The sequence below is a fragment of the Clostridium sp. C2-6-12 genome, from assembly GCF_009928485.1.
Taxonomy (GTDB): domain Bacteria; phylum Bacillota; class Clostridia; order Clostridiales; family Clostridiaceae; genus Clostridium.
Window position 1 is genome coordinate 262100 of the sequence record NZ_JAABNP010000004.1, and the last position, 21796, is coordinate 283895.

The window sequence follows — 21796 nt, forward strand, 5'->3', positions numbered from 1 at the left end:
ATCTACTAAAAAAGTTCCGTATTGCAGAAAAGTTCCGAATTGTGGCATAGCCACTCTTTTAAGAAGTGCATAGCTGCTCTTTTTAGAGGTGCATATCCCTTCGAAATTATTTTTCTTTCTATTAGGGATATATGTTTTTATAAATAATATTACATAAAAAACATGAAAGTTTTTTCTTTTAAATTAATACAAATTTCTTAGATTACTTAGGTTTTTGTGCAAAATAAAAAGATATTACTTACCATCATGTAATATCTTTTTATATAATAAATATTTAATTTTCTTTGTTATAGCATTTCAACTAATATTTTAATCAAAAAAATTGAAAGTACAGTTATAATTACAGGTCGAGCTATTTTCGCTCCACTTTTAGTAAAATAACCAGCACCAAAATAGTTCCCTGCTATGCTAAATAAACCTGCCACTATACCTAAAACAAAAACCACTTTTCCATTTATAATAAATGTGACTAAACTAGCTATATTTGAAGATAGATTTATAGCTTTTGTTGTTCCTGCTGCAGTTGTCAAACTTAAGTTAGCAATTCCAGTCAATAATAATATTAAAAAGGTTCCAGTACCTGGTCCATAAAAACCATCGTAAGCTCCAATAAAAAATGCAATTAATGTACACTTTATATAAGTTTTAATATCTATTGAATTTTCTACATATTCCTTTTCATCAAAGTCACGCTTACGCAATACGTAAAATGCAGTGACAGGTAGAATTATGGGCATTAAGATTTTTAAGTACGAATCATTAATTTTTAAAGAAAGCATTGCACCAAAAGGTGAACCTATCAATGCAGCTATTACACTGCAAACTGCCAATTTTAACTTTATGTATCCTTTTCTTGCAAAACGATATGTAGATATAACTGTTCCCATGCTGGAACTCATTTTATTAGTTGCAATTGCAAAATGAACTGGAATTCCTGCAAGTATGTATGCAGGAAGTGATATAAGACCTCCACCTCCTGCTATTGCATCTATAAAACCTGCGAGAAAAACTAGTGGACATACTATAAGATATTCAATCATTTCAAGCCTCCATATCAAATTATATATGAATTGATATTATCAGCTATTTGGTATTTAAGCAAATTTATATGTTTGTTTATATAATTTTCTTTAAGAAATTTATTCTGAAATGCTTATACCTTCCATTTCAATATGTCTATCTATATTTCTTTTATAGAAATACAATAAAATTCCCAATAAAAATGTTAAAAATTCAGCAATAGGCATTGAGAAAATTATACCATGAAGTCCAAGCACTGAATTAGCTATAATAATTGTTGGAATAAACAATGTTCCTTGAGATATAGACATAATTATAGCTTCCTTAGCTTTACCAGTTGCTTGAAAATAACTAGTTATAAGTCCTGTAAATCCATTAAATATAGTTGATATAAGCATTACACTTAAAATATAAATACCTATTCCTATTAAGCTTTCATTTGAAGTAAATAATTTTAATACATCACTCCTAAATATATATACTAAGGATGAAAAAATAAATACAATTATCCCAATTGCTATTGCAGTTTGCTTCATAGCACTTCCTAGACGCTTTTTATTTTTAGCTCCATAGGAGTATCCAAGTAACGGTAAAATACCTATAAATAATCCCATGCATAGAAATTCAGGTAATTGAACTATACGAAGAGATACTCCAAAAGCTGCAATCACATCATCTCCGTAATGTACTGCATAATTATTTAGTAGAAGAGAAGATACAATTAAAAAGCTTGTCATTAAAAAATCAGATATCCCAATGCTAAATACTTCTTTTATAATTTTTTTATCCCATGAAAAATATTTAACCGATAAATCTATATTTTCACTATTTCTTTGTAAATGCCATACGTAATATATTAATGAACATAAATTTGAAATTAAAAGAGACAATGCAGCCCCTATGACATTTAGATTTAAAACTAAAATTAAAAGTACATCAAATATTAAATTGGCAACTGTACCTATAAGCATTCCATACATAGATTCTTTTGCTGCACCTTCACCTCTGACTATTTGCTCTAAAGTAAAATTCGCGACAAGAAATGGCGCTCCAATAAAGAGAAACAATATGTAATTTTTCGTAGCTTGGAATGCTTCTGGATCTGCTCCAAGAATATTTGTAATTGGATTAATAAAAATGATACATAAAGCGGCCACTATAGCGCCAAATAGCATGCTACCATATAAAACAAAAGCTGATACCTTCTTAATTTTTTCTATTTCTTTTGCACCTAATAATCTCGATATATAAGTTCCCCCACCTACTCCCCAAATGCTGCCAAGGGCAATTAATAAAGTCATTACAGGAAGACCAAAAGTTATAGCTGATAACATTGTAGTATCATGAGTTAACCCTATAAAAAATGCATTTATTATATTATAAATTACACTAACAGACATTCCGAGCATCATAGGAACTGAAAGATGCATTATCGCCTTAGGTATTGATGCCTTTTCTAAATAAAATTGATCTGAATTTTCATTAAAATTTTCCATAATATAAATACCTCCATGTATTATTTAATACTTTTCCTTACTGTTATGAATTCATTATAAAATCCAACTTTAAAAATCTCTTAAAGCAATTTTAAAAATTTCATAAACAATTTTAAAATAATATAAAAGAGGAAAATATATTTGAATAAAATTTTAATTTTACACCTTTGTTTTCTATTATAATGTTATGAATTAAACCTATATCCTGTTCCCCAAAGAGTTTCTATATAATCAGGATTTCCAGGATCCTTCTCAATTTTTTTCCTTAACTTTTGAATATGAACAGCTACCGTTGCTGTATCTCCAAAATAATCCTCTCCCCATATTCTGTTAAACAATTGGTCCTTAGTAAAAACAATATTAGGGTTAGCAGCTAAAAACACTAAAAGCTCATATTCTTTTGTAGTTAGAATAACTTCTTTTCCATTTACATAAACCTTGTGAGAATCTGTCATTATCTCTAGGGCTTTATGACTAATAATGCTAACTTGAGTTTTATTTCCAGATAATCTTTCATATCTGATTATATGAGATTTTATTCTAGCTACTAGCTCTGCTGGACTGAAGGGTTTAGTTAAATAATCATCAGCTCCAAATCCCAAGCCTTTTATCTTATCTATATCCTCACTTCTCGCTGACACAATTATTACAGGTATTTCAAATTTTTTTCTAATCTCTTCTACTATTGAATATCCATCTTTACCCGGAAGCATTAAATCCACAATAACAAGGTCAAATATCCCCATAAGAGCCCTTTTTAAGCCTTCATTTCCATCTTGAACTATCTCAACTTTATATCCATTTAGCTGAAGATATTCTTTTTCTAATTCTGCAATGTTTATATCATCTTCAATAATTAATATTTGTTTCATTTGCTTCCTCCTCTTTATTGTTTGTTGGGAGTTCTATAGTAAACGTACTTCCCTTTTCCATTATACTTGTAGCATAAATTTTCCCACCATGAGCCTCTGCCATTTCCTTTGCAATTGCAAGTCCTAAACCTGTGCTCATAAAATCTTTTGTACGTTCTGTATCTATTCTGTAAAATCTATTAAATATGTTTGAAAGTTTGTCTTCTGGAATTCCAGGACCATTATCTTTAATTTCTATTTTAATAGCTTCATTATTATTACTTAATTCCACTTCAATTATTGCATTTTCTTGCCTTCCATATTTAATGGCATTACCAATAACATTTCTAATTACTTGATATATTCTTTTTCCATCTATATTGACCTCTAATTCTTCAAGCAACTTATCTTCAAATTTAAATTTAATATTCTTCTCTTTAAGAATAAAATTAAATTCTTCCATTAGGTCCCTCATAAATGGTCTTATTTTAACTATTTCGAAATTAAAATCTAATTTCTGCATATCTAACTTTGAAAATAAAAACAAATCATCAATAAGATTATTTATATAAATAGTATTATTATGAATTATATTCAGGTAATTATTTACCTTATCTGGTGAAGTAACAACACCATCTACTAAGGCCTCAATATACCCGTTAATTGAAGTAATAGGTGTCTTCAAATCATGAGATATATTTGCTATAAGTGCTTTTCTATTTTCTTCATACTCAAGTTTCATCTTTTCAGAATTCTTTAAGCTTTCAGCCATTTTATTAAAATCATAAATTAAAAGTCCAATTTCATTATATATATCATTATCAATCTTTACATCATAATTACCTCTAGCTATCTGCTCAACACCATCTTTTAATTTTTCAATGGGCTTCATAATTCTTTTTTCCATTTTTATGGTGATATATATTTGAAAAATCTGATGAATAATAAAGGCAGCTCCAAAAAATATAGTAATTGCTTCCACATTAACGAACTTAAATATGCCAAAAATCAATACAATGCTTATCAAAAGTCCTGCTGGCCTCATCCATCTTAGATATCTATGTATTCTATTAAATTCATTAAATTGTTTTGAATGAGATTCATGATACAATTTTCGATGTTCATAAACTAATTCATTACGCATTTTATTTAATTCATTGAGTTTCTCAAAATACTCCTCATGCTCTTTTTTAAATTTATTATTGAAATCTGAATGGATTCTTCCTCTAAATCTTCTAATCTTGGCCACCACACTTTCTCAGTTAACAATTAATGATTAAAAACCGCTGGCTTTTCTAAAATTATAAGTCTATTTACAACTCCCTTCAAGGGAATTATCCTTTATCTTTATATTATTTTAGAAATAGAGGCTGCCACGTATGACAGCCCCTACTTATTACCAAACTAAATCTAATGATCCATTTACAGTATTTTCACCTTCAGATGAAATTACAACTTTTTCAACTTCATTGTTTTTATTTGCATATATTTTTAATATCGGATTACTATCTTCAGTACATAACAATTCTTTTATAAATTTATGATGTTTATGAAAACCGCTATCATTACCTTCCTTCATTTGTTTTATATGCTCCATTATCTTTTGTTCATCCATTCCTTTATGACATTCTTTATGCATATCCTTTAATTCTTTAAATACTTCTTTCAGTTCTAAAGATATGATAGCTTTTTCATTCTTTTCTTCAACTTCTAAATTATTTAATAAATTTAATATAAATGTAGCTTTTGAAAGATGTCTCTTTATTCCACCGTGACCACACATCCCGTGCATATTCATACCATGATTATGATTATGATTATGCATATGCATTCCTCTATGGAATCCATGATGTGGACAATCCTTTATATTGAATTCTGAATTACTTTCATGTTTTACTTTTTTACCTTCAGTATCTAAATCTAAATTTATATTAGCTTTTGTTTCTCCACTTTTTGTATTAGTTTCGAATTCATTAGAAAAAGCTAATACTTTTTCCTCTCCCTTTGTAGCTTCAAATTTTATATTTCCTTTAAATACTTCTTTTTCCTTCATAGTCTTGAATACATCGTATAATACTTTAATTTTATTCATTTATAACGCCTCCTATATTTTCAAGGATACTTTAATGTGTGTCCTTGCTTGTTATAGGTACATTATAAAAGCCAATTTTAAAAATCCTTTAAAGCAATTTTAAAAATTTTATAAACAATTTTAAAATATTATATAACAATATCCATATAATATAATTATCTCTTTTAAGTATTATACTCTAAAATATCTTAACTCTTTTCATATTTAATGATCCACAATTTATACTCTAATTACTAAATACCATTATTATTTTTGAAAATATCAAGAAGTGCCTCTTCCATATTTACAAATTCATACTCATAACCACTGTCTATAAGCTTCTTAGGCTCAATGCTAATTCCCTTTGTAAGCATATCTGCCATCTCTCCTATGACTGGCTTGTATATAAAATAGGGTATATTTATAATTATTAAAGTATTTTTTATTCTTGCCAGTGCTTTAGTAAATTCAGCAAATCTTATACTTTCTTTAGCTACAAAATTTATAATTCCTTCTAATTCTTCCTTTTCTATTATAAAACTTATCCCTTTAACTACATCATGTACATGAATCCAGCTAAACCAGTTTGATCCGTTGCCAATAGAAACACCTACTTTAAATTTGAAACCTCTTAAGATTTGTCTAACAAACCCTCCATTTCCAAGGGCTATTCCAAACCTAACTATGGCTATTCTATTAAAATGTCCATTAAGCCTCAAAGCTTCCATCTCCAAAACTTTACAGGTATCTGCTAAAAAACCTTCTCCAGAAGGAGCATCTTCATTAACAACCTTATCATCATCACTATAACCATAAAAGCCTGCAGCAGAAGCCTGTATCAAAAGTGGTATTTTACTATCCCTCTCTTTTACAAAAGCTTCAATAACTTTTATAACCTTTAATCTACTTTCTAAGATTCTTTTTTTCTTCTGTTTAGTCCATCTTAAGCCTATAATGCTTTCTCCTGCCAGATTTATAATAACATCTATTGCTTTAATTTCCTTTAAAGCAGAATACTCACCTTCTCTATATTCAACAATCTCATCTATTATATTTAAGTTTATATTTTTAGCATTTTTATTTCGAGTAGCTAAAATTAAATAATTTCCCTCACTTTTAAGTTTCTTAGTTAATTGAGTCCCTATAAAACCAGTACCACCAAAGATTAAGATTTTTTTCATAGTTTCCCCTCATTTCAAATTATTTTCTATATATTTAGAAATATAATACTACGAGAAATTTTTGTTTACATAATACTGCTACTCTTTAGGAATACTATATTTCCAATTCCAATCATTATGGTAAATCATTCTTTTACTCATACCACCATCTATTACAAAAGTTTCTCCTGTAATAAAATCATGCTGGCAAAGGAACATAATCATGCTAGATATATCTTTAGGAGTCCCAACTTTACCAGCTGGCAATGCTGCAATATCCTCTTTACTAAAATCTTCGCTTTCATCAACATTAATCCATCCCGGTGCTATACAATTCACTAACACATCAGGGGCTAAAGACATAGCTAAAGCATGAGTTAGTGCTACAATTCCACCCTTTGTACTTGCATAAGCTTCACTATCAGGCTCTGATTGAAAGGCTCTTGAGGAGGCAATGTTTATAATTCTTCCCTTATTTTTTATTAGTTCTTCTTTGCATAAACGACTAAGTTCATAAGGAGCCTTTAACCCTACTGCTAATACATAATCAAATCCCTCATAATCTAAATCTGATAAAATTCCTTTATTTCCTTTGCAGGCATTATTAACAAGTATATCTATTCTCTCTAATTTTTCTTTTGCAAATTCAACAAAGCCCTTTAAATTATCTGGCTTAGAAACATCTCCATAATAGAAATATAAATTTTCATATTTCTTAGAAAATTCTTCACCTAATTCTTTGTTAAAATCAATAAAACAAACCATATCACCTGCTTCTAAAAAATCTATACAGGTTTGTTTTCCAATCCCATGAGCACCGCCTGTTACTAAAATTCCACGTTTCATATGCTTTTGATAAACTTATCTTTATAAATTAAGTATAAGCTTATGTTCCCCCTCTCTTTTCATTTTTATCTTTTATCCTAGTTCTTTGAATAAATTTAATAGAAAATTTGATTAATTTATTATATTAACAATACAACAAATTTTCATATTTAGTCAAAAAACCACTAATCAAATTTAAACTGATTAGTGGTTATAATCTATTTTTTATTATTCACTTAAATCTTCACCATTTGATGCAATAACCTTTTTATACCAATAGAATGAATCTTTTTTATAACGATCTAAAGTCTTCATATCAAATTCATCTCTGTCTACATATATAAATCCATAACGCTTAACAACGCCTTCATGAGTTGAAACTAAATCAATTGCAGACCATGGGCAGTATCCCATCATATCTACTCCATCTGTAATAGCTAAACGAAGTTGTTCTATATGCTTTCTTAAGTATTCAATACGATATGGATCGTGAATTGAACCATCTTCTTCTAATTTATCATAGGCTCCTAAACCATTTTCAGTTACGATTAAAGGTAATCTATATCTTGAATAGATTTCTCTTGCAGTAGCTCTAAAGCCTTCTGGATCTATTTCCCAACCAAATTGTGTAGTTTGTAAGTTAGGATTTTTAAAGCCTTTGCATACACCAGGTTCATCCATACCACTTTGTTGATCTTTTTTACCAGAGCCCTCGCCTTCCATATTATAGCCTTCAACTGTAGCTGTACTATAATAATTAAATCCAATAAAATCTGGTTTTCCTGAAGCAAGAATTTCCATATCTCCATCTTGAATTTCTGGAACAGCATCAATTTCTTCTAAAAATGACCATACTAAATTATTGTATTTTCCATACACAGCCATATCTAAGTATAGCCAGTTACGAATAGCATTTAAATTTTGAGCTGCTAAATTATCTTCTGGTTTACAGCTTGCTGGATAAACTAAAGCTATATTAGGTGCTGGACCTATTTTAGCATCTGGAATCATTTCATGACATAATGCCATAGCTTTTGCTTGAGCAACTAACATATGGTGATTTTGTTGATACAATTCTTTTCTTATATTAGTGCAACCTTCTGGTATCATTGTAGTTCCAATAACATCACCCATTAAAGTTAATACATTTTGTTCATTTATAGTTAACCAATACTTAACTCTATCACCGAAGTTTTCATACATAACCTTTGCAAAGTTAACGAACCAGTCAATAGATTCTCTCTTAGACCATCCACCACGTTTATCTAAGGCTGCAGGCATATCAAAATGGAACATTGTAACTAAAGGAATAATGTTGTATTTCAAACATTCATCAATTAAATTATTGTAATACTCTATTCCTTTTGGATTTACTTCTCCTGTTCCTTCTGGAATTAATCTTGACCATGAAATAGAGAAACGATAAACCTTAAAGCCCATTTCAGCCATTAAAGCAACGTCTTCTTTATAACGATGATATTGATCAGCACAAACATCTAATTCTGAAGTTCCTTCTGGTACTTTTTTAACGTCTTGACAAGATGGACCTTTACCGTCAATTAAGTTTGCTCCTTCAACTTGATAAGCAGATGTTGAAGCTCCCCATAAAAATTCCTTTGGAAAACCTTTTAACTTTTTATGAAACATATAAAAAACCTCCATTTTCATGTTAATTTTATTTGTAAAATCTATAAAAATTGATTATGAGCTTATGTTGTTAAAAATATTTAATTCTCTATTTTTAATATATCACAATTAATTAAACATTTGTTATGTTTAAAGGATTTAGTAACATATACTTATTATTAGAAATTTGTTTTTTTATAATACACCTTGTTTTTTATGGTAATAGCAGCCACAATTATAGTGACTGCCACCAAAATTTATCTAATTTATATATCTTCCATCATTGCCCAACTCATATTCTCCAACAGTTGTATTAGCTAACATTTCCCCTGATTCATTGCAATAATACCAACTTCCATTGTCTTGAATCCAACCAGTTTGCATTACTCCATCAGAATTAAAGCAATACCATTTGTCTCCATCTTTAAACCACCCAGTAGCCTTGCTTCCATCAGCTTTGACATATTTCCAAGTTCCATCAGAATTTTTTGCCCAGCCGTCAGAAACACTTCCATTTAGAGATTGAGCTGCAAGCCACTCCATCATTGTTGTAGCTTTTCCATTAATGTTAGCTACACAGTCATTATTGTATACATATATCCATGAGAAATGTCCAAAATATTCATATGGTGATCCATCTTTATTTTTATATAAATCAGTTTTATCAAGGACTTTATCAAATAAAGACATTTGAACATTTTTAGCTCCTGCCTTAACTAATCTATCATAGGTTGCTTTAGTGTATTGATCAACAGGTACTACAAAATCACTTTTTGCTGCTGTAAACCAAATTGGAGTATTTTTCATTTTATTTATTTGTTCATCAGTGATTAAAGAATCCTTTAAGGCTTCACAAGTAGGCATAGCAGCTGCAAAGTAACTACCATAATCTCTAACCATTACCATGGTCATATATCCACCATTAGAATCTCCACCAATGTATATTTTATTTGTATCAATGTCACTATGCTTAGAAACATAATCTTTGATTAATCCCATTAATGCCTTTTCATATTTCGAAGTTCCATCTCCAAATGAGCCGCTTTTTGTTCCCTCCATCCAAAATGTTGGTGCTTGAGGCGCTAACACATATGCACCTCCAAAATAATCTTGAATTTCTTTAGATGCAAAATTACAAGCTTTATTACCAGCTATAGGAATAGTAGGGTCTGTTCCACCTTCACCCATGCCATGAAGCCATATAATTAATGGATTTTTCTTGTTATCTTGTGCTGGTGAATAGTCTACAAAATTTAAAGCAACATTATCTTCAGCATTTTTGAATGTTCCCTTTTTAAAATCATCAACAACTTTTTTTACTTCTCCTGTAGAGTTAGTTACATTAATTCCTGAAACTACTCCATTACTTGTTTTTATATCTTTTTGTTGTGTAATAGTGTATTTAGAAACTGCCCATTCACTTGTAAAGTTTCCTGAAGAATATATTACTGAACCTAAGTCATCCCCTGGTCCAATTTTTAATTCAAGGGTTACAAAATTTGAACTATCTACTGGATTTCCATCTTTATCAGAAACATAAACTTTTGTTATAGTACGATCTCCACCTTGAAGTGGAATCTTGTTTTGCCTAGTTACATCAGTCTTATCAGGTATATTTACTAAGGTTTTACCATCTTTTTGATACTTTACTACATGCACCTTAAAGGTATCTGTTGAAACAGACCCTTTGTCTACTTTTTTACCTTCCCCTAAATTTACAATTACTTTAGTAATTGATGCTCCCCAATCTTCCACCTCTGCCACTGTTCTGTATGATGGATTTGCAGCTGCTGCAACCCCATCAGCTGCAAGTCCACTTGTACCAAATGAAAATACCATAGCAGCTGTTAAAATTAATGTTGTTAAAGTTCTTTTTTTCATTATTATAAACCTCCCATTTCTAGTGCTAATAATAAAAGCACTTTTCTTTAATTTTATATAAATAACAATTATGAGCTTTTTTCTACATTAAAAAAAGACCAAAAATAAACGCACCTTAAGTAACGCTATTTTGGTCTCGCCTGATCGAATCAGTAACAATCCATATATTTATGTATACCTTTACTTTACCATACCAATTAATGGATTGCAATGAAAAATTTTTATAAAAACTATTAATATATATCTATTAATAGAAAAAAGAATAAAGGAACTTGAGAAATAAATTCTTCTCTTCATTCCTTTATTCTATCTTTATTATTGAAATTTGATTAACCACCACAATAACATACTTTCCCAAGTTGCCTATATGGATTTTAGTTTGTAAAGCCATGTGATTATCATACTATCATAGAAAACTAAAATATACCTTTGAAAAACTAAACTTTGAATTTCTCTATAGATGCTGTTAATTCTTCTGCAATTGTAGCTAATTTTTCACCAGCACTTGCAATTTCCTGAATAGTTGCAGCTTGTTCTTCCATAGATGCCGCTGTTTCTTCTGTTCCTGCAGCATTTTCTTCAGAAATAGCTGCTAAATTTTGTGTTAATTCAATAATCTTATCTTTATTTTGAGCCATTAAACTTGTAGAATTATTTAGTTTCTCAATTATGCCTTTTATAATATCGATTGCTGTTGCTATTCCTTCAAATTTTCCTTCTGTTGCTTTAACACTACCTGCTTGTTCGTCAAGCACATGTTTTGATTCCTGCATCAAATCAACTGCACTTTGCGATTTTGCTTTTAACTCATTTATTATTATTTTAATGTCATTTGTGAAATTATTCGATTGTTCTGCAAGTTTTCTTATTTCTTCTGCTACAACTGCAAAACCTTTACCTGCCTCACCTGCTCTTGCTGCCTCTATTGCAGCATTTAAGGCTAAAAGATTAGTTTGCTCTGCAATGCTTTGAATCATAGTACTAGCGCTTTCGATTTTTTCTGCACTTTCATTATTACTCATTATTATATTGAAAACATTATTTGAGGCATTACTATTTGCTTGTGTTTTAGTAATAAGTTCTTTTAAAATTAAAAAACCTTCTTCTTTTTGTTTTTCAATTTGAACTGCTGCACCATTAAGTTCTTTGGTGTAATTTAAATCTTGCTCCAACAGAGTACCTAATTCTTCTATATTATTGGCTACTATTTCTGTGTCTGTAGCTTGTTCTGAGGCCCCTTTTGCAATTTCTACAATAGTTTTTGCAACGTCCTCTGATGCATTAGCAGCTTGCTGAGAAGTAGCTGTCAATTCTTCCGATGAAGCAGCAATATGTTCCGTTGTATCTGCTGCTTTTTTAATAAAGTCTGCCACATTTTCTCTCATAATTTTAAGACACCTTATCATATCACCTGTTTCATCTTTTCTGTTTAAGTATTTTTCACTTAGCTGCTTATCAGCTGAAAAATCTAAATTCGCAAAATCTTTTACTCTGCCGGTAACTGCTACAATAGGTTTTGTTATGCTACTAGAAATAAAATTAACTAAAATACTTACTAATACTAATATGATTACTGCTGAAATAATTACAACGTTCATTATTTCTCTTGCACCAGATGATAATTCTTTTTGGGTAATAAACGATGCTAAAATCCAATCAGTTCCTTCAACTTTATATGGATTTACAAGATATTTTTCACCCTTAACCACAACCTCAAAGGGTTGTGTTTGGTCTTTTAAAAGTTTATCTAATCCATCTATACCAACTTCTTGTACTTTTTTAAAGTTATTATCCGGATTTTTTCCATCTGCCATTATTGCACCTGTACTGTGTATAATCATTGAATATCCTGTTTCACCAAGCTTCATATTATTTAGCATCTCACTGATTTTAGATTGCTTAACATCAAGTCCTACTGCACCAATAACATTTCCATCTTTATCTTTAAGAATACGAGCATTGCTTGTAAGCATTTCTGATTTGAAAGTATATGGCTCTGTTCTAATAATATTCCCATTTTTTTCTGAGCCTCAACGTACCAAGGTCTTATTACAGGATCATAGCCCGCAAAAGTAGTAGTTTCAGTCCATTGTATATATCTTCCATCTTTAGTTCCGAGATATACATAATTTGTTCCTTCATGGCTATTTCCATATTGCTCAAACACTTTGTATATGGCTTTTTCAAGGTCTCCATTAGCAGAAGGTTTCATTTGAGTTTCTGTTGTTGTATTTTTATACGACGTTATGCTGTCATCTGCACTCATTACTACAGGATTTGTTGCTATCATATTAAGATTTTTATCTATTTGATCATAGAAAATATTAATTGCCTGAGAAATCGTACTCATTTGTTCTTTTGAATTACGTAAATAATCGTCATAATTCTTTTTATTTACTTGATAAATTGCAATACTACTAATACTTAGTACAGTTATCAAGACAACTAAGACTGTAGATAATAAAATTCTTCCCTTTATTCCACCAATACCCTTCTTCATAAAAATCCCCTCCCTTTTTCTAAATAATTATATTCGACACCTATAATGATTTTCCTTTTGTATAATACATACTTCTTATATTTTTTATGTAGTTATATGTTTATTTCGTCGACATATTTCTTACTAAAAAAAATTGCTAACTAAGAAACCTAAATTTCGTAATTAGCAATTAATATTATTCTTAATTTAAGCTGTTAATTTCAAGCCTATTACTCCAGTTAAAATCATACCTATAAATAAAATCCGCTTAAAATCTTTCGATTCACCGTAAAATAACATTCCAACAAGTGTCCCACCTACAGTTCCAATACCTGTCCAAACAGCATATGAAATTCCCATTGGAAGAGTCTTCATAGCTAATGATAAAAAAGTAAAACTCAATGCAAAGCCAGCAAATAATCTGACATAAGAATTTATATTTTTATATTTTACTACCCTATTCATACTATCAACGCCAATTACTTCAAAGCAACCAGCTAAAATAAGAAATATCCACCCCATATTTTAATTTTCTCCCTTCTCACCTGATTCTGATGTAACAAGCTTTAAACCTAATATACCTGTCAAAAGTATAATAAGGAAAAATATTTTACTCCAGCTAAAAGCTTCATTAAAATAAGCCATTCCGACTAAAACTGTACCTGCTGTCCCTATTCCAGTAAAAACAGCATAAACCGTAGCAACTGGTACTTCTTTTGTAGCTTGAGACAACAAGAAAAAAGATACGATGATAAGTGTACCAACTACAATCCAAGCTATAAGCCCATTAGAATATTTCAATCCTATTGCCCAAAGTACTTCAATAATTCCTGCTAGAATTATAAATATCCAATTTTTATTCATTAATTTTTTCTCCTTTAGTGTATTTGTCTTTCCTACTTCTCATTGAAGTATAACTTTATATTTCTTATAATAAAGTATAATGTTACATGATAGTCAATAGGAATTTTTATATTATGAAAGAAAAAAACTCACTAATCAAATCAAAATAAAAACAGAGTAAACTCATAAAAGTTTACCCTAATAATTATCTCCTATAATGCTCTATATATTTTTATATCTACTCCAGACTCTGTACCAATTCCTTCACCAACTAATATATCATTGTTCAGAAATTCCAATGCTTTACTATCTGTTATGATTTTAGGATAAGTTCTAAATAAAATGTCTTTATATTCTTTATTGAAGTTACCATTATTCTCTACGAAGATTTTACAGCATTCTCCTGTATAATCCTTCCCCTCAAGTATATACCTTGCTGATAAAGTATGCCTATCGCCAAATTTTCCAATTACTTGAGTATCAATTCCTCCTGGAAGCACCTCACCTTTAAAATACTTCCCATCAGCATTTCCATTAAACATAATCATTACAACATCATCTACATTATCACTTTTCATCTCAATAGTTTTTTCTATTTTTACATGTACGGTTAATACTTCTTCAAATTCCAACTTGTCCACCCCATTAATGAAATAAATTAGTAGATTCTAAAATTAGCAAAGCTATAAAGTATCTACAACTAATTATTATACAACTTTTGTAAACCTTAGTAATGTTTTATCTAAAAATAATTGGTGAATGTAACCATATCACTTGTCCAAACCTCATTATGATTATATAATTTAGAACGATTATTTTATTAATAATACATTTTAAATCAAAAGGATACTATCAATGAACGAGCAATATTATGAAAAATTATTAAATATAAAAACCTCAGGTGAACAAAAAATTTTTAATGAATCAATTCACTACAATAGATATGAACCTACTTCTTATTCGGCTTTAGAAGTATTATCAAAAAATTATACACTTACTGAAACAGATAGCTTAGTGGATTTTGGTTGTGGCAAGGGAAGATTAAACTTTTATATGAACTACTTTTTCAAATCTACTGTTACAGGTATAGAAATGAATTCATTTTTCTATAAAGAAGCTCTTGAAAATAAAAAAGCTTATATAAAAAAACATAAAAAGATAATACATAACATTTATTTTTCAAATTGTTTTGCAGAAGAATATAATATAAATCCATCAAATAATAAATTTTACTTTTTCAATCCATTTTCTATACAAATATTCACAAAAGTAGTAAAAAACATTACAATTTCTGTGGAAAAATATGAAAGACCTGTGGATATTATTTTATATTATCCATCAGATGATTATATTTATTTTTTAGAAAACAATACACCTTTTCAGTTTTTTGATGAAATAAGGTTACCTTCCTTATATGATAAAGACCAACGTCAAACTTTCTTAGTATATAGATTGGACTATGGAAATAATACTACCTACTAAATGTTAAAGAGTTAACTTGCTAACGGTTATATTCTTAGCAAATTAACTCTTTTAAATTTATGACAATCACAACCTAAACATATACTTGAAAGATCTCTTTCTCTTATATATTTATTCTCTATTCAAACTCTTTGTTTTTATTAAAATTAAATACTAAAAAATATCCTTTGCCTAAATATCCAGTTATATGTCTTGTTAAAAGGAAGACTACATACAAAAAATTGCTAATTAAAAAACTACATTTCTTAATTAGCAATTAGCATATCATTTATTAAATTATAGTCTTAATTTCAGCCACCTTTTCTAGAACCTTCTTATTCCCAAAATCAATAGAAAGCCCTTTTACAGAATTCATATTAGTAATTATAATAGGTGAAATTAAGCTTTTTCCACTTTTAATAATAATTTCATTATCAAAAGATATAAGCAAATCTCCAGCCTTTACTTTGTCACCTTTTTTTACATGAACTGAAAAGCCTTCTCCTTTTAAACTCGAAGTATTTATACCTATATGAACTAGAACCTCTAGACCTTCATCTGTTAATAATACTAGTGCATGCTTGGTTGGAAACAATACAATTACTTCCCCATCTGCTGGAGAATACACTTTATTTCCTGCGGGAATGACTGCAAACCCATCTCCTAGTACCTTCCCAGAAAAGGAACCTTCAGGCACCTTGCTTAAATCAATAATTTCGCCTTCTATAGGACTATATAAAACTTGTTTGCCACTTTTATGAACTGCAACATTTGTTTTAGTTTTCCCAGTTTCTCTTTCAAGGCTCACTTCCTCATCAATTGAAGACTTACATATATTCTTTAAAGCAGTAAATAATTTTTTCATAAAACCTCCATCTAGAGTTAATTAATTTGCATTTATCAAAACCTATTCTCTAAAACCATTCCCAATAACTTCTGAGCTTTCATTTATGTAAATGAAGCATTCCAAATCAATTGTTTTTATGTAATTCTTTATCTTTATTATCTCGTCACTTTTTACTAAGGTTTTAACCATCATCTTATTATTTAAATCATAAGCTCCAACACATTGAATATAAGTTACTCCTCTTTTTATTTTCATTTGAATAAAACTAGCAACTTTTATATATTCCTTAGTTATAATATTCATTTCATAATAACGTCCAAATCCCAGAATAATAAAATCTGTAACCTTCCCTGCAATATAAATTGAAATTGCTGAGTAAAGTGCAACTGTAATATCTGCACTTATTAAAGATGACAATATTATCATTGAATTAAAAATTGTCATAAACACACCCATTTGGAGATTAAATTTTTCCTTTAAGTGCATTCCAATAAGCGCTTCTGGTCCATTAGAAACACCTAGCCTTAATACAATTCCTCCAGATAAACCAAACAAAATTCCTGAAACAATTGCAGCTAAAATAGGATCTGTTTTTAATGCAGGAATTATATTAGGAATTATCCCCATAAATACTGTAAATAGAATAAAACTTATGAATGCTGTAATAATCTGTTTTATTCCATATCTAAAAAAGGCCCAAACAGCTATTGGTAAAAACATACCTGCAAGTAAAAGCTGCATATTTATACCTGTAATTTTGCTTACTAATTGCGCAAGTCCTCCTATTCCTCCTCCCATAAGGTTATTAGGAATAATTACACAAGCAAACGAAATTGCACTAATCATTGCTCCAATAACTAAACTAAATAAAATTAATAACTTCTTTTTCAAAAAGCCCCCTCCATTTACCCTTTTAATATATTTTTATACCATTTAATAATTTATCCTTATATGTTTAATTTCTTTTCTACTTTAATCAAATAATAACCTAATTTATAACTTGTTTCAATATCTTTTATTGTCACTATATTATCTTTATTTGCATACTTTAATTAATTTTTACTCTTGAATATTCATAGTTATTTAAAGTATATTTATAACAAATATAAATTACAGTATAATATAAGGATAAGTACCAATACCAATTCTATATTAAGTATTTTAAATTACAATATCTCTAACCTAATATTAAACAAAAAGCTAAAAAGGATGTATTTGATATGATAATAAGAAAAGCTGAAACAAAGGATTTAAACCAACTTTTAGAAATATACAATTATGAAGTAGAAAATGGCGTAGCTACTTTGGATTTAAAACCAAAAACACTAACTGAATGGACAGAATGGTTTTATAAGCATAATGTAGAAAACCATCCCCTATTTGTAGCTGAAATAGACAACTGTGTTGCAGGATATGCCAGCTTGTCTTCTTATAGGGAAAAGGAAGCATTTAAAAGTACTGTAGAATTATCAATATATATTGGAGTAGATTATAGAAAAAAAGGAATAGCCTCTGCCCTTATGGATTTTATTTTAAAAGAAGCAAAGAAAGATGCAATAACACACACAGTAGTATCTGTTATTACAGCAGGAAATGATGCTAGCAGAAAATTACATAAAAAATTTGATTTTGAATTTTGCGGAACTATTAAAGAAGTTGGAGTAAAATTTGGAGAATATAGAGATATTGAAAATTATAGCCTGAGCGTATAATTAAATACGAGTAAGGGATTTAATTATCAAAGTAAATATTTACTGAATAAAGCAAAAAATAAAGCTAGGAATTTGAACCCTAGCTTTATTTTTTCAGAAAGATAAGTGGTCTATGGGACTTTAAAATCATTTTCGGACTAACCCTAAAACATCATTATAAAAATCTTTATCCATGAGAATCACCTCTTTCAATATTATTGTGTGCAGTTTTAAATTTATTATACAAAAAATTTAAATATATAAGTTCCAATTGATTATATTCATAAATTGGAACTTGTGAATAATTTCAGCGATTCAATCAGTTATGAGTTGAAAAAGAAAAGCCACTGGTTTTCAGTGAAGATTCTAGCTTCAGAGAAAACCAGCATTGTCTCATAGCCACTCTTTTCAGAAGTGTATAGCTGCTCTTTATATAGGTGAAAAGTTCCGTATTGCAGCATAGCTGCTCTTTATATAGGTGCGTATTTTACTTGCTTCTTCCCGAAAAAAATCTAATTTCAGTATTGAAGAATTATTAAGAATATAGTATAATTTACATATATTGATTTTAAGACTACGGCAGTTTTAATGAATGTTATCCTATGTGTATTAGGTGAATATAAATTAAATAAAAATTTTAGCAACGGAGCTAAAGAAAATTTATCAAATGTTTCTTTGGCTTCGTATTTTTTTAAATATGTATTTTATTCCAAATATGTGTAAAATAACAAATTTCCATATTCTTTTCTTCAATATTTTTATTGACAATTTGGCAATTATATTCTAAAATTCTTTTAAATTTGTTAATTTTTTAATTTAGTAAATATCAATATTTAAATAATGTTTATAATTTGAAAGGGGATCTTATTAATGAACAAAATCAATGAAATTTTTGCTTCTAATGTATTTAGCGATGCTGTAATGAAGGAACGTCTTCCAAAGGCTACTTACAAAGCATTAAAAAAGACAATTGAAAGAGGAACTGCTCTTGAATTAGAAGTTGCTGATGTTGTTGCATCTGCAATGAAAGATTGGGCTGTTGAAAAAGGGGCTACTCACTTCACTCACTGGTTCCAACCAATGACTGGAATCACAGCTGAAAAGCATGATTCATTTATCAATCCAACTTCTGATGGAAAAGTAATTTTAGAATTCTCAGGAAAAGAATTAATCAAAGGTGAACCAGATGCATCTTCATTCCCAAATGGTGGACTTAGAGCTACTTTCGAAGCTAGAGGATATACTGCATGGGATTGTACTTCACCAGCATTTATTAAAGATGGTTCTTTATGCATACCTACTGCATTCTGTTCTTATAACGGAGAAGCTTTAGATAAGAAGACTCCATTATTACGTTCAATGGAAGCTTTAGATAAGCAAGCTATGCGTGTTTTAAGAGCATTAGGTAATACTACTACTAAAAAAGTTATTACAACTGTAGGACCTGAACAAGAATATTTCTTAATAGACAAAAATGCATATAATGCTCGTAAAGATATTATGTTAACTGGAAGAACATTATTCGGAGCTAAACCTTCAAAAGGACAAGAACTTGAAGATCATTACTTCGGAACATTAAAACAAAGAATTTCTGATTTCATGAAAGAGTTAGATGAAGAACTTTGGAAGCTTGGAATCTTAGCTAAGACTAAGCATAACGAGGTTGCTCCTGCTCAACATGAATTAGCTCCTATATTCAGCACAACAAATATTTCAACTGACCACAACCAACTTACAATGGAAATAATGAAGAAAGTTGCTGTAAAGCACGACTTATACTGCCTACTTCATGAAAAACCATTTGCTGGAGTAAACGGATCAGGTAAACACAACAACTGGTCAATGGGTACTGATGATGGAATGAACCTTCTTGAACCAGGAAAATCTCCACACGAAAATAAACAATTCCTTTTATTCCTTTGTGCAGTAATAAAAGCTGTTGATGAATATCCAGATTTATTAAGAGTATCAGCTGCTAATGCTGGAAATGATCATAGATTAGGTGCTAACGAAGCTCCTCCAGCTATAATCTCTATATTCCTAGGAGATCAATTAGAAGATGTATTAGAACAAATCGAAAAAGGACCAGCTACAAGTTCTAAATCTTCAAGTGAATTAACTATTGGAGTAAATACATTACCAGCTCTTCCAAAAGATGCAACTGATAGAAACAGAACTTCTCCATTTGCATTCACTGGAAACAAATTTGAATTTAGAATGGTTCCATCTTCTGCTTCAATCGCTGGATGTAACTTCGTATTAAATACAATTGTTGCTGAAACTTTATCTGAAATTGCAGACAGACTTGAAAAGGCTTCTGATTTAGATGCTGAAATCCAAGCAATATTAACTGAAATTGTTAAAAACCATAAGAGAGTTATCTTTAACGGTAATGGATACTCAGACGAATGGGTTGTTGAAGCTGAAAGAAGAGGACTTCCAAATATTAAGTCTACTGTAGAAGCTGCTAAAGCTATGATTAACCCTAAGAACCAAGCTGTTTTAGAAAAACATGGTGTTTTAAGTAAAGTAGAAGCAGAATCTCGTTATGAAATTACTCTTGAAAATTACAACAAAATTATCAATATAGAAGCTTTAACTACACTTGAAATGGCTAAACGTCAAATCTTACCAGCTGTAATTAAGTTCACTACTAGCCTTGCTAACTCAATCAATGCTATAAAGGCTACTGGTATAAATGCAGACATTTCAGTTCAAGGTGAATTATTAACTGAAGTTTCAGCATTAACAGCTTCATTAAATAAGAATATAGCACTTCTTGAAAAAGCAGTTGAAAAAGCTGATAACTTTGAAGGAGATATATTTGACTTAGGTATGATGTACAGATACGAAGTATTTGAACAAATGAATACTCTAAGAGAAGATGCTGATAAACTTGAAACTATAGTTGATGAAGAATTCTGGCCAATTCCAACTTACGGAGATATTTTATTCAACATCTAGTATGCTGAATATACGTATATAATAAATCATAGCTGCTGATTAATTCTAATCAGCAGCTATGATTATTTTTATTATAATTATTTAAGAAATACATTGAGCCTGTAAATATTTTTGTGTATTCTGATTTTCTTCTTAGAAATAATGAATAACTTTAATAATTAAAATAATTTAATTTTGTCTAATAATGTATATTTATAGAAATTAATTTATTTTACTCTTAAGTATATTATCTCCAATTAGTGGCAATAATATACTTAGGCAAAATAATTTTTAAAGGAACTTTAATTTTAGAAATTTTCTAATTTAAAGTTCTTTTTCTTATGATATTTTATATAGAATATCACTAAATACAATATTAAGCTGATTAATAACCAAATCCCAATCAGGATAATTTCTGTTCCATTTTTTAGCTACGCGTTCAACGGCTAAATAGAGCATCTTTAGTAGGCTATCATCATTAGGAAATATTAGTTTGGTTTTAGTTACTTTTCTAAATTGGCTATTTAAGCTTTCTATAACATTAGTAGTATATATTATTCTTCGTATATTATCTGGGAATGCAAAGAATGTACTTAAATTAT

Annotated in this window: 20 protein-coding genes; 3 read left to right on the forward strand and 17 right to left on the reverse strand. The window is 29.4% G+C overall.

Going from position 1 to position 21796, the window contains the following annotated elements:
- Positions 1-287: 287 nt before the first annotated feature.
- The 14 genes from GXK56_RS05500 to GXK56_RS05560 form a co-directional block, all read right to left on the reverse strand.
- Complete coding sequence (locus GXK56_RS05500; protein WP_160685951.1) at positions 288-1040, reverse strand: TSUP family transporter; 753 nt, start codon at positions 1038-1040, stop codon at positions 288-290.
- Positions 1041-1139: 99 nt separating this feature from the next.
- Positions 1140-2516, reverse strand: coding sequence for an MATE family efflux transporter (locus GXK56_RS05505; protein ID WP_160685953.1), 1377 nt, complete (start codon positions 2514-2516; stop codon positions 1140-1142).
- Positions 2517-2701: 185 nt separating this feature from the next.
- Positions 2702-3388, reverse strand: a complete 687-nt coding sequence (locus GXK56_RS05510) for a response regulator transcription factor (RefSeq protein ID WP_160685955.1) — start codon at positions 3386-3388, stop codon at positions 2702-2704.
- Positions 3366-4616, reverse strand: coding sequence for a HAMP domain-containing sensor histidine kinase (locus GXK56_RS05515; protein ID WP_243156022.1), 1251 nt, complete (start codon positions 4614-4616; stop codon positions 3366-3368). The genes GXK56_RS05510 and GXK56_RS05515 overlap by 23 nt, the downstream gene beginning before the upstream one ends.
- Before the next feature lie 147 nt (positions 4617-4763).
- Positions 4764-5459: a hypothetical protein gene (locus GXK56_RS05520; RefSeq protein ID WP_160685994.1), complete on the reverse strand. Its 696-nt coding sequence runs from the start codon at positions 5457-5459 to the stop codon at positions 4764-4766.
- Positions 5460-5692: 233 nt separating this feature from the next.
- Entirely contained in the window at positions 5693-6619 is a 927-nt protein-coding gene (locus GXK56_RS05525) for a TIGR01777 family oxidoreductase (RefSeq protein WP_160685996.1), read from the reverse strand.
- Positions 6620-6697: 78 nt separating this feature from the next.
- On the reverse strand, positions 6698-7444 hold the full coding sequence (locus tag GXK56_RS05530; protein WP_160685998.1) for an SDR family oxidoreductase: 747 nt from the start codon (positions 7442-7444) through the stop codon (positions 6698-6700).
- Between the two features lie 207 nt (positions 7445-7651).
- A complete protein-coding gene (locus tag GXK56_RS05535; RefSeq protein WP_160686000.1) occupies positions 7652-9070 on the reverse strand; it encodes a glycoside hydrolase family 1 protein in 1419 nt (472 codons plus the stop codon).
- Between the two features lie 240 nt (positions 9071-9310).
- On the reverse strand, positions 9311-10930 hold the full coding sequence (locus tag GXK56_RS05540) for a prolyl oligopeptidase family serine peptidase (protein ID WP_160686002.1): 1620 nt from the start codon (positions 10928-10930) through the stop codon (positions 9311-9313).
- Between the two features lie 437 nt (positions 10931-11367).
- Positions 11368-12903: a methyl-accepting chemotaxis protein gene (locus tag GXK56_RS05545; protein ID WP_347707939.1), complete on the reverse strand. Its 1536-nt coding sequence runs from the start codon at positions 12901-12903 to the stop codon at positions 11368-11370.
- On the reverse strand, positions 12843-13430 hold the full coding sequence (locus tag GXK56_RS28710) for a hypothetical protein (RefSeq protein ID WP_347707940.1): 588 nt from the start codon (positions 13428-13430) through the stop codon (positions 12843-12845). Before GXK56_RS28710 ends, GXK56_RS05545 begins: the two co-directional genes overlap by 61 nt.
- 186 nt (positions 13431-13616) lie before the next feature.
- Positions 13617-13931: a multidrug efflux SMR transporter gene (locus tag GXK56_RS05550; protein WP_160686004.1), complete on the reverse strand. Its 315-nt coding sequence runs from the start codon at positions 13929-13931 to the stop codon at positions 13617-13619.
- Positions 13932-13934: 3 nt separating this feature from the next.
- Positions 13935-14273, reverse strand: coding sequence for a multidrug efflux SMR transporter (locus GXK56_RS05555; RefSeq protein WP_160686006.1), 339 nt, complete (start codon positions 14271-14273; stop codon positions 13935-13937).
- A gap of 191 nt (positions 14274-14464) precedes the next feature.
- On the reverse strand, positions 14465-14884 hold the full coding sequence (locus GXK56_RS05560) for a DUF3237 family protein (RefSeq protein ID WP_160686008.1): 420 nt from the start codon (positions 14882-14884) through the stop codon (positions 14465-14467).
- A 223-nt stretch (positions 14885-15107) separates the two neighbouring features.
- Between GXK56_RS05560 and GXK56_RS05565 the strand changes: the two genes are divergently transcribed.
- A complete protein-coding gene (locus tag GXK56_RS05565) occupies positions 15108-15734 on the forward strand; it encodes a methyltransferase (RefSeq protein ID WP_160686010.1) in 627 nt (208 codons plus the stop codon).
- A 271-nt stretch (positions 15735-16005) separates the two neighbouring features.
- Here the strand turns inward: GXK56_RS05565 and GXK56_RS05570 are convergent, their stop codons facing one another.
- Complete coding sequence (locus tag GXK56_RS05570) at positions 16006-16578, reverse strand: PTS glucose transporter subunit IIA (RefSeq protein WP_160686012.1); 573 nt, start codon at positions 16576-16578, stop codon at positions 16006-16008.
- Between the two features lie 42 nt (positions 16579-16620).
- A complete protein-coding gene (locus GXK56_RS05575) occupies positions 16621-17451 on the reverse strand; it encodes a YitT family protein (protein WP_160686014.1) in 831 nt (276 codons plus the stop codon).
- A 329-nt stretch (positions 17452-17780) separates the two neighbouring features.
- Here GXK56_RS05575 and GXK56_RS05580 point away from each other — a divergent pair, with 329 nt between their 5' ends.
- Both GXK56_RS05580 and GXK56_RS05585 read left to right on the forward strand, forming a co-directional pair.
- A complete protein-coding gene (locus GXK56_RS05580; RefSeq protein WP_160686016.1) occupies positions 17781-18272 on the forward strand; it encodes a GNAT family N-acetyltransferase in 492 nt (163 codons plus the stop codon).
- Positions 18273-19121: 849 nt separating this feature from the next.
- Positions 19122-21215 (forward strand): glutamine synthetase III, encoded by a 2094-nt coding sequence (locus GXK56_RS05585; RefSeq protein ID WP_160686018.1) that lies wholly within the window; start codon positions 19122-19124, stop codon positions 21213-21215.
- Between the two features lie 318 nt (positions 21216-21533).
- Here GXK56_RS05585 and GXK56_RS05590 read toward each other — a convergent pair.
- The coding region (locus GXK56_RS05590) for a transposase (RefSeq protein WP_202127829.1) at positions 21534-21796 on the reverse strand (263 nt) is incomplete at its 5' end.

Coding starts and splice junctions, on each gene's coding strand:
- GXK56_RS05500 (WP_160685951.1), bottom strand. CDS start 1,040: ATGATTGAATATCTTATAGTATGTCCACTAGTTTTTCTCGCAGGTTTT.
- GXK56_RS05505 (WP_160685953.1), bottom strand. CDS start 2,516: ATGGAAAATTTTAATGAAAATTCAGATCAATTTTATTTAGAAAAGGCA.
- GXK56_RS05510 (WP_160685955.1), bottom strand. CDS start 3,388: ATGAAACAAATATTAATTATTGAAGATGATATAAACATTGCAGAATTA.
- GXK56_RS05520 (WP_160685994.1), bottom strand. CDS start 5,459: ATGAATAAAATTAAAGTATTATACGATGTATTCAAGACTATGAAGGAA.
- GXK56_RS05525 (WP_160685996.1), bottom strand. CDS start 6,619: ATGAAAAAAATCTTAATCTTTGGTGGTACTGGTTTTATAGGGACTCAA.
- GXK56_RS05530 (WP_160685998.1), bottom strand. CDS start 7,444: ATGAAACGTGGAATTTTAGTAACAGGCGGTGCTCATGGGATTGGAAAA.
- GXK56_RS05535 (WP_160686000.1), bottom strand. CDS start 9,070: ATGTTTCATAAAAAGTTAAAAGGTTTTCCAAAGGAATTTTTATGGGGA.
- GXK56_RS05540 (WP_160686002.1), bottom strand. CDS start 10,930: ATGAAAAAAAGAACTTTAACAACATTAATTTTAACAGCTGCTATGGTA.
- GXK56_RS05545 (WP_347707939.1), bottom strand. CDS start 12,903: ATGCTTACAAGCAATGCTCGTATTCTTAAAGATAAAGATGGAAATGTT.
- GXK56_RS28710 (WP_347707940.1), bottom strand. CDS start 13,430: ATGAAGAAGGGTATTGGTGGAATAAAGGGAAGAATTTTATTATCTACA.
- GXK56_RS05550 (WP_160686004.1), bottom strand. CDS start 13,931: ATGGGGTGGATATTTCTTATTTTAGCTGGTTGCTTTGAAGTAATTGGC.
- GXK56_RS05555 (WP_160686006.1), bottom strand. CDS start 14,273: ATGAATAAAAATTGGATATTTATAATTCTAGCAGGAATTATTGAAGTA.
- GXK56_RS05565 (WP_160686010.1), top strand. CDS start 15,108: ATGAACGAGCAATATTATGAAAAATTATTAAATATAAAAACCTCAGGT.
- GXK56_RS05570 (WP_160686012.1), bottom strand. CDS start 16,578: ATGAAAAAATTATTTACTGCTTTAAAGAATATATGTAAGTCTTCAATT.
- GXK56_RS05580 (WP_160686016.1), top strand. CDS start 17,781: ATGATAATAAGAAAAGCTGAAACAAAGGATTTAAACCAACTTTTAGAA.
- GXK56_RS05585 (WP_160686018.1), top strand. CDS start 19,122: ATGAACAAAATCAATGAAATTTTTGCTTCTAATGTATTTAGCGATGCT.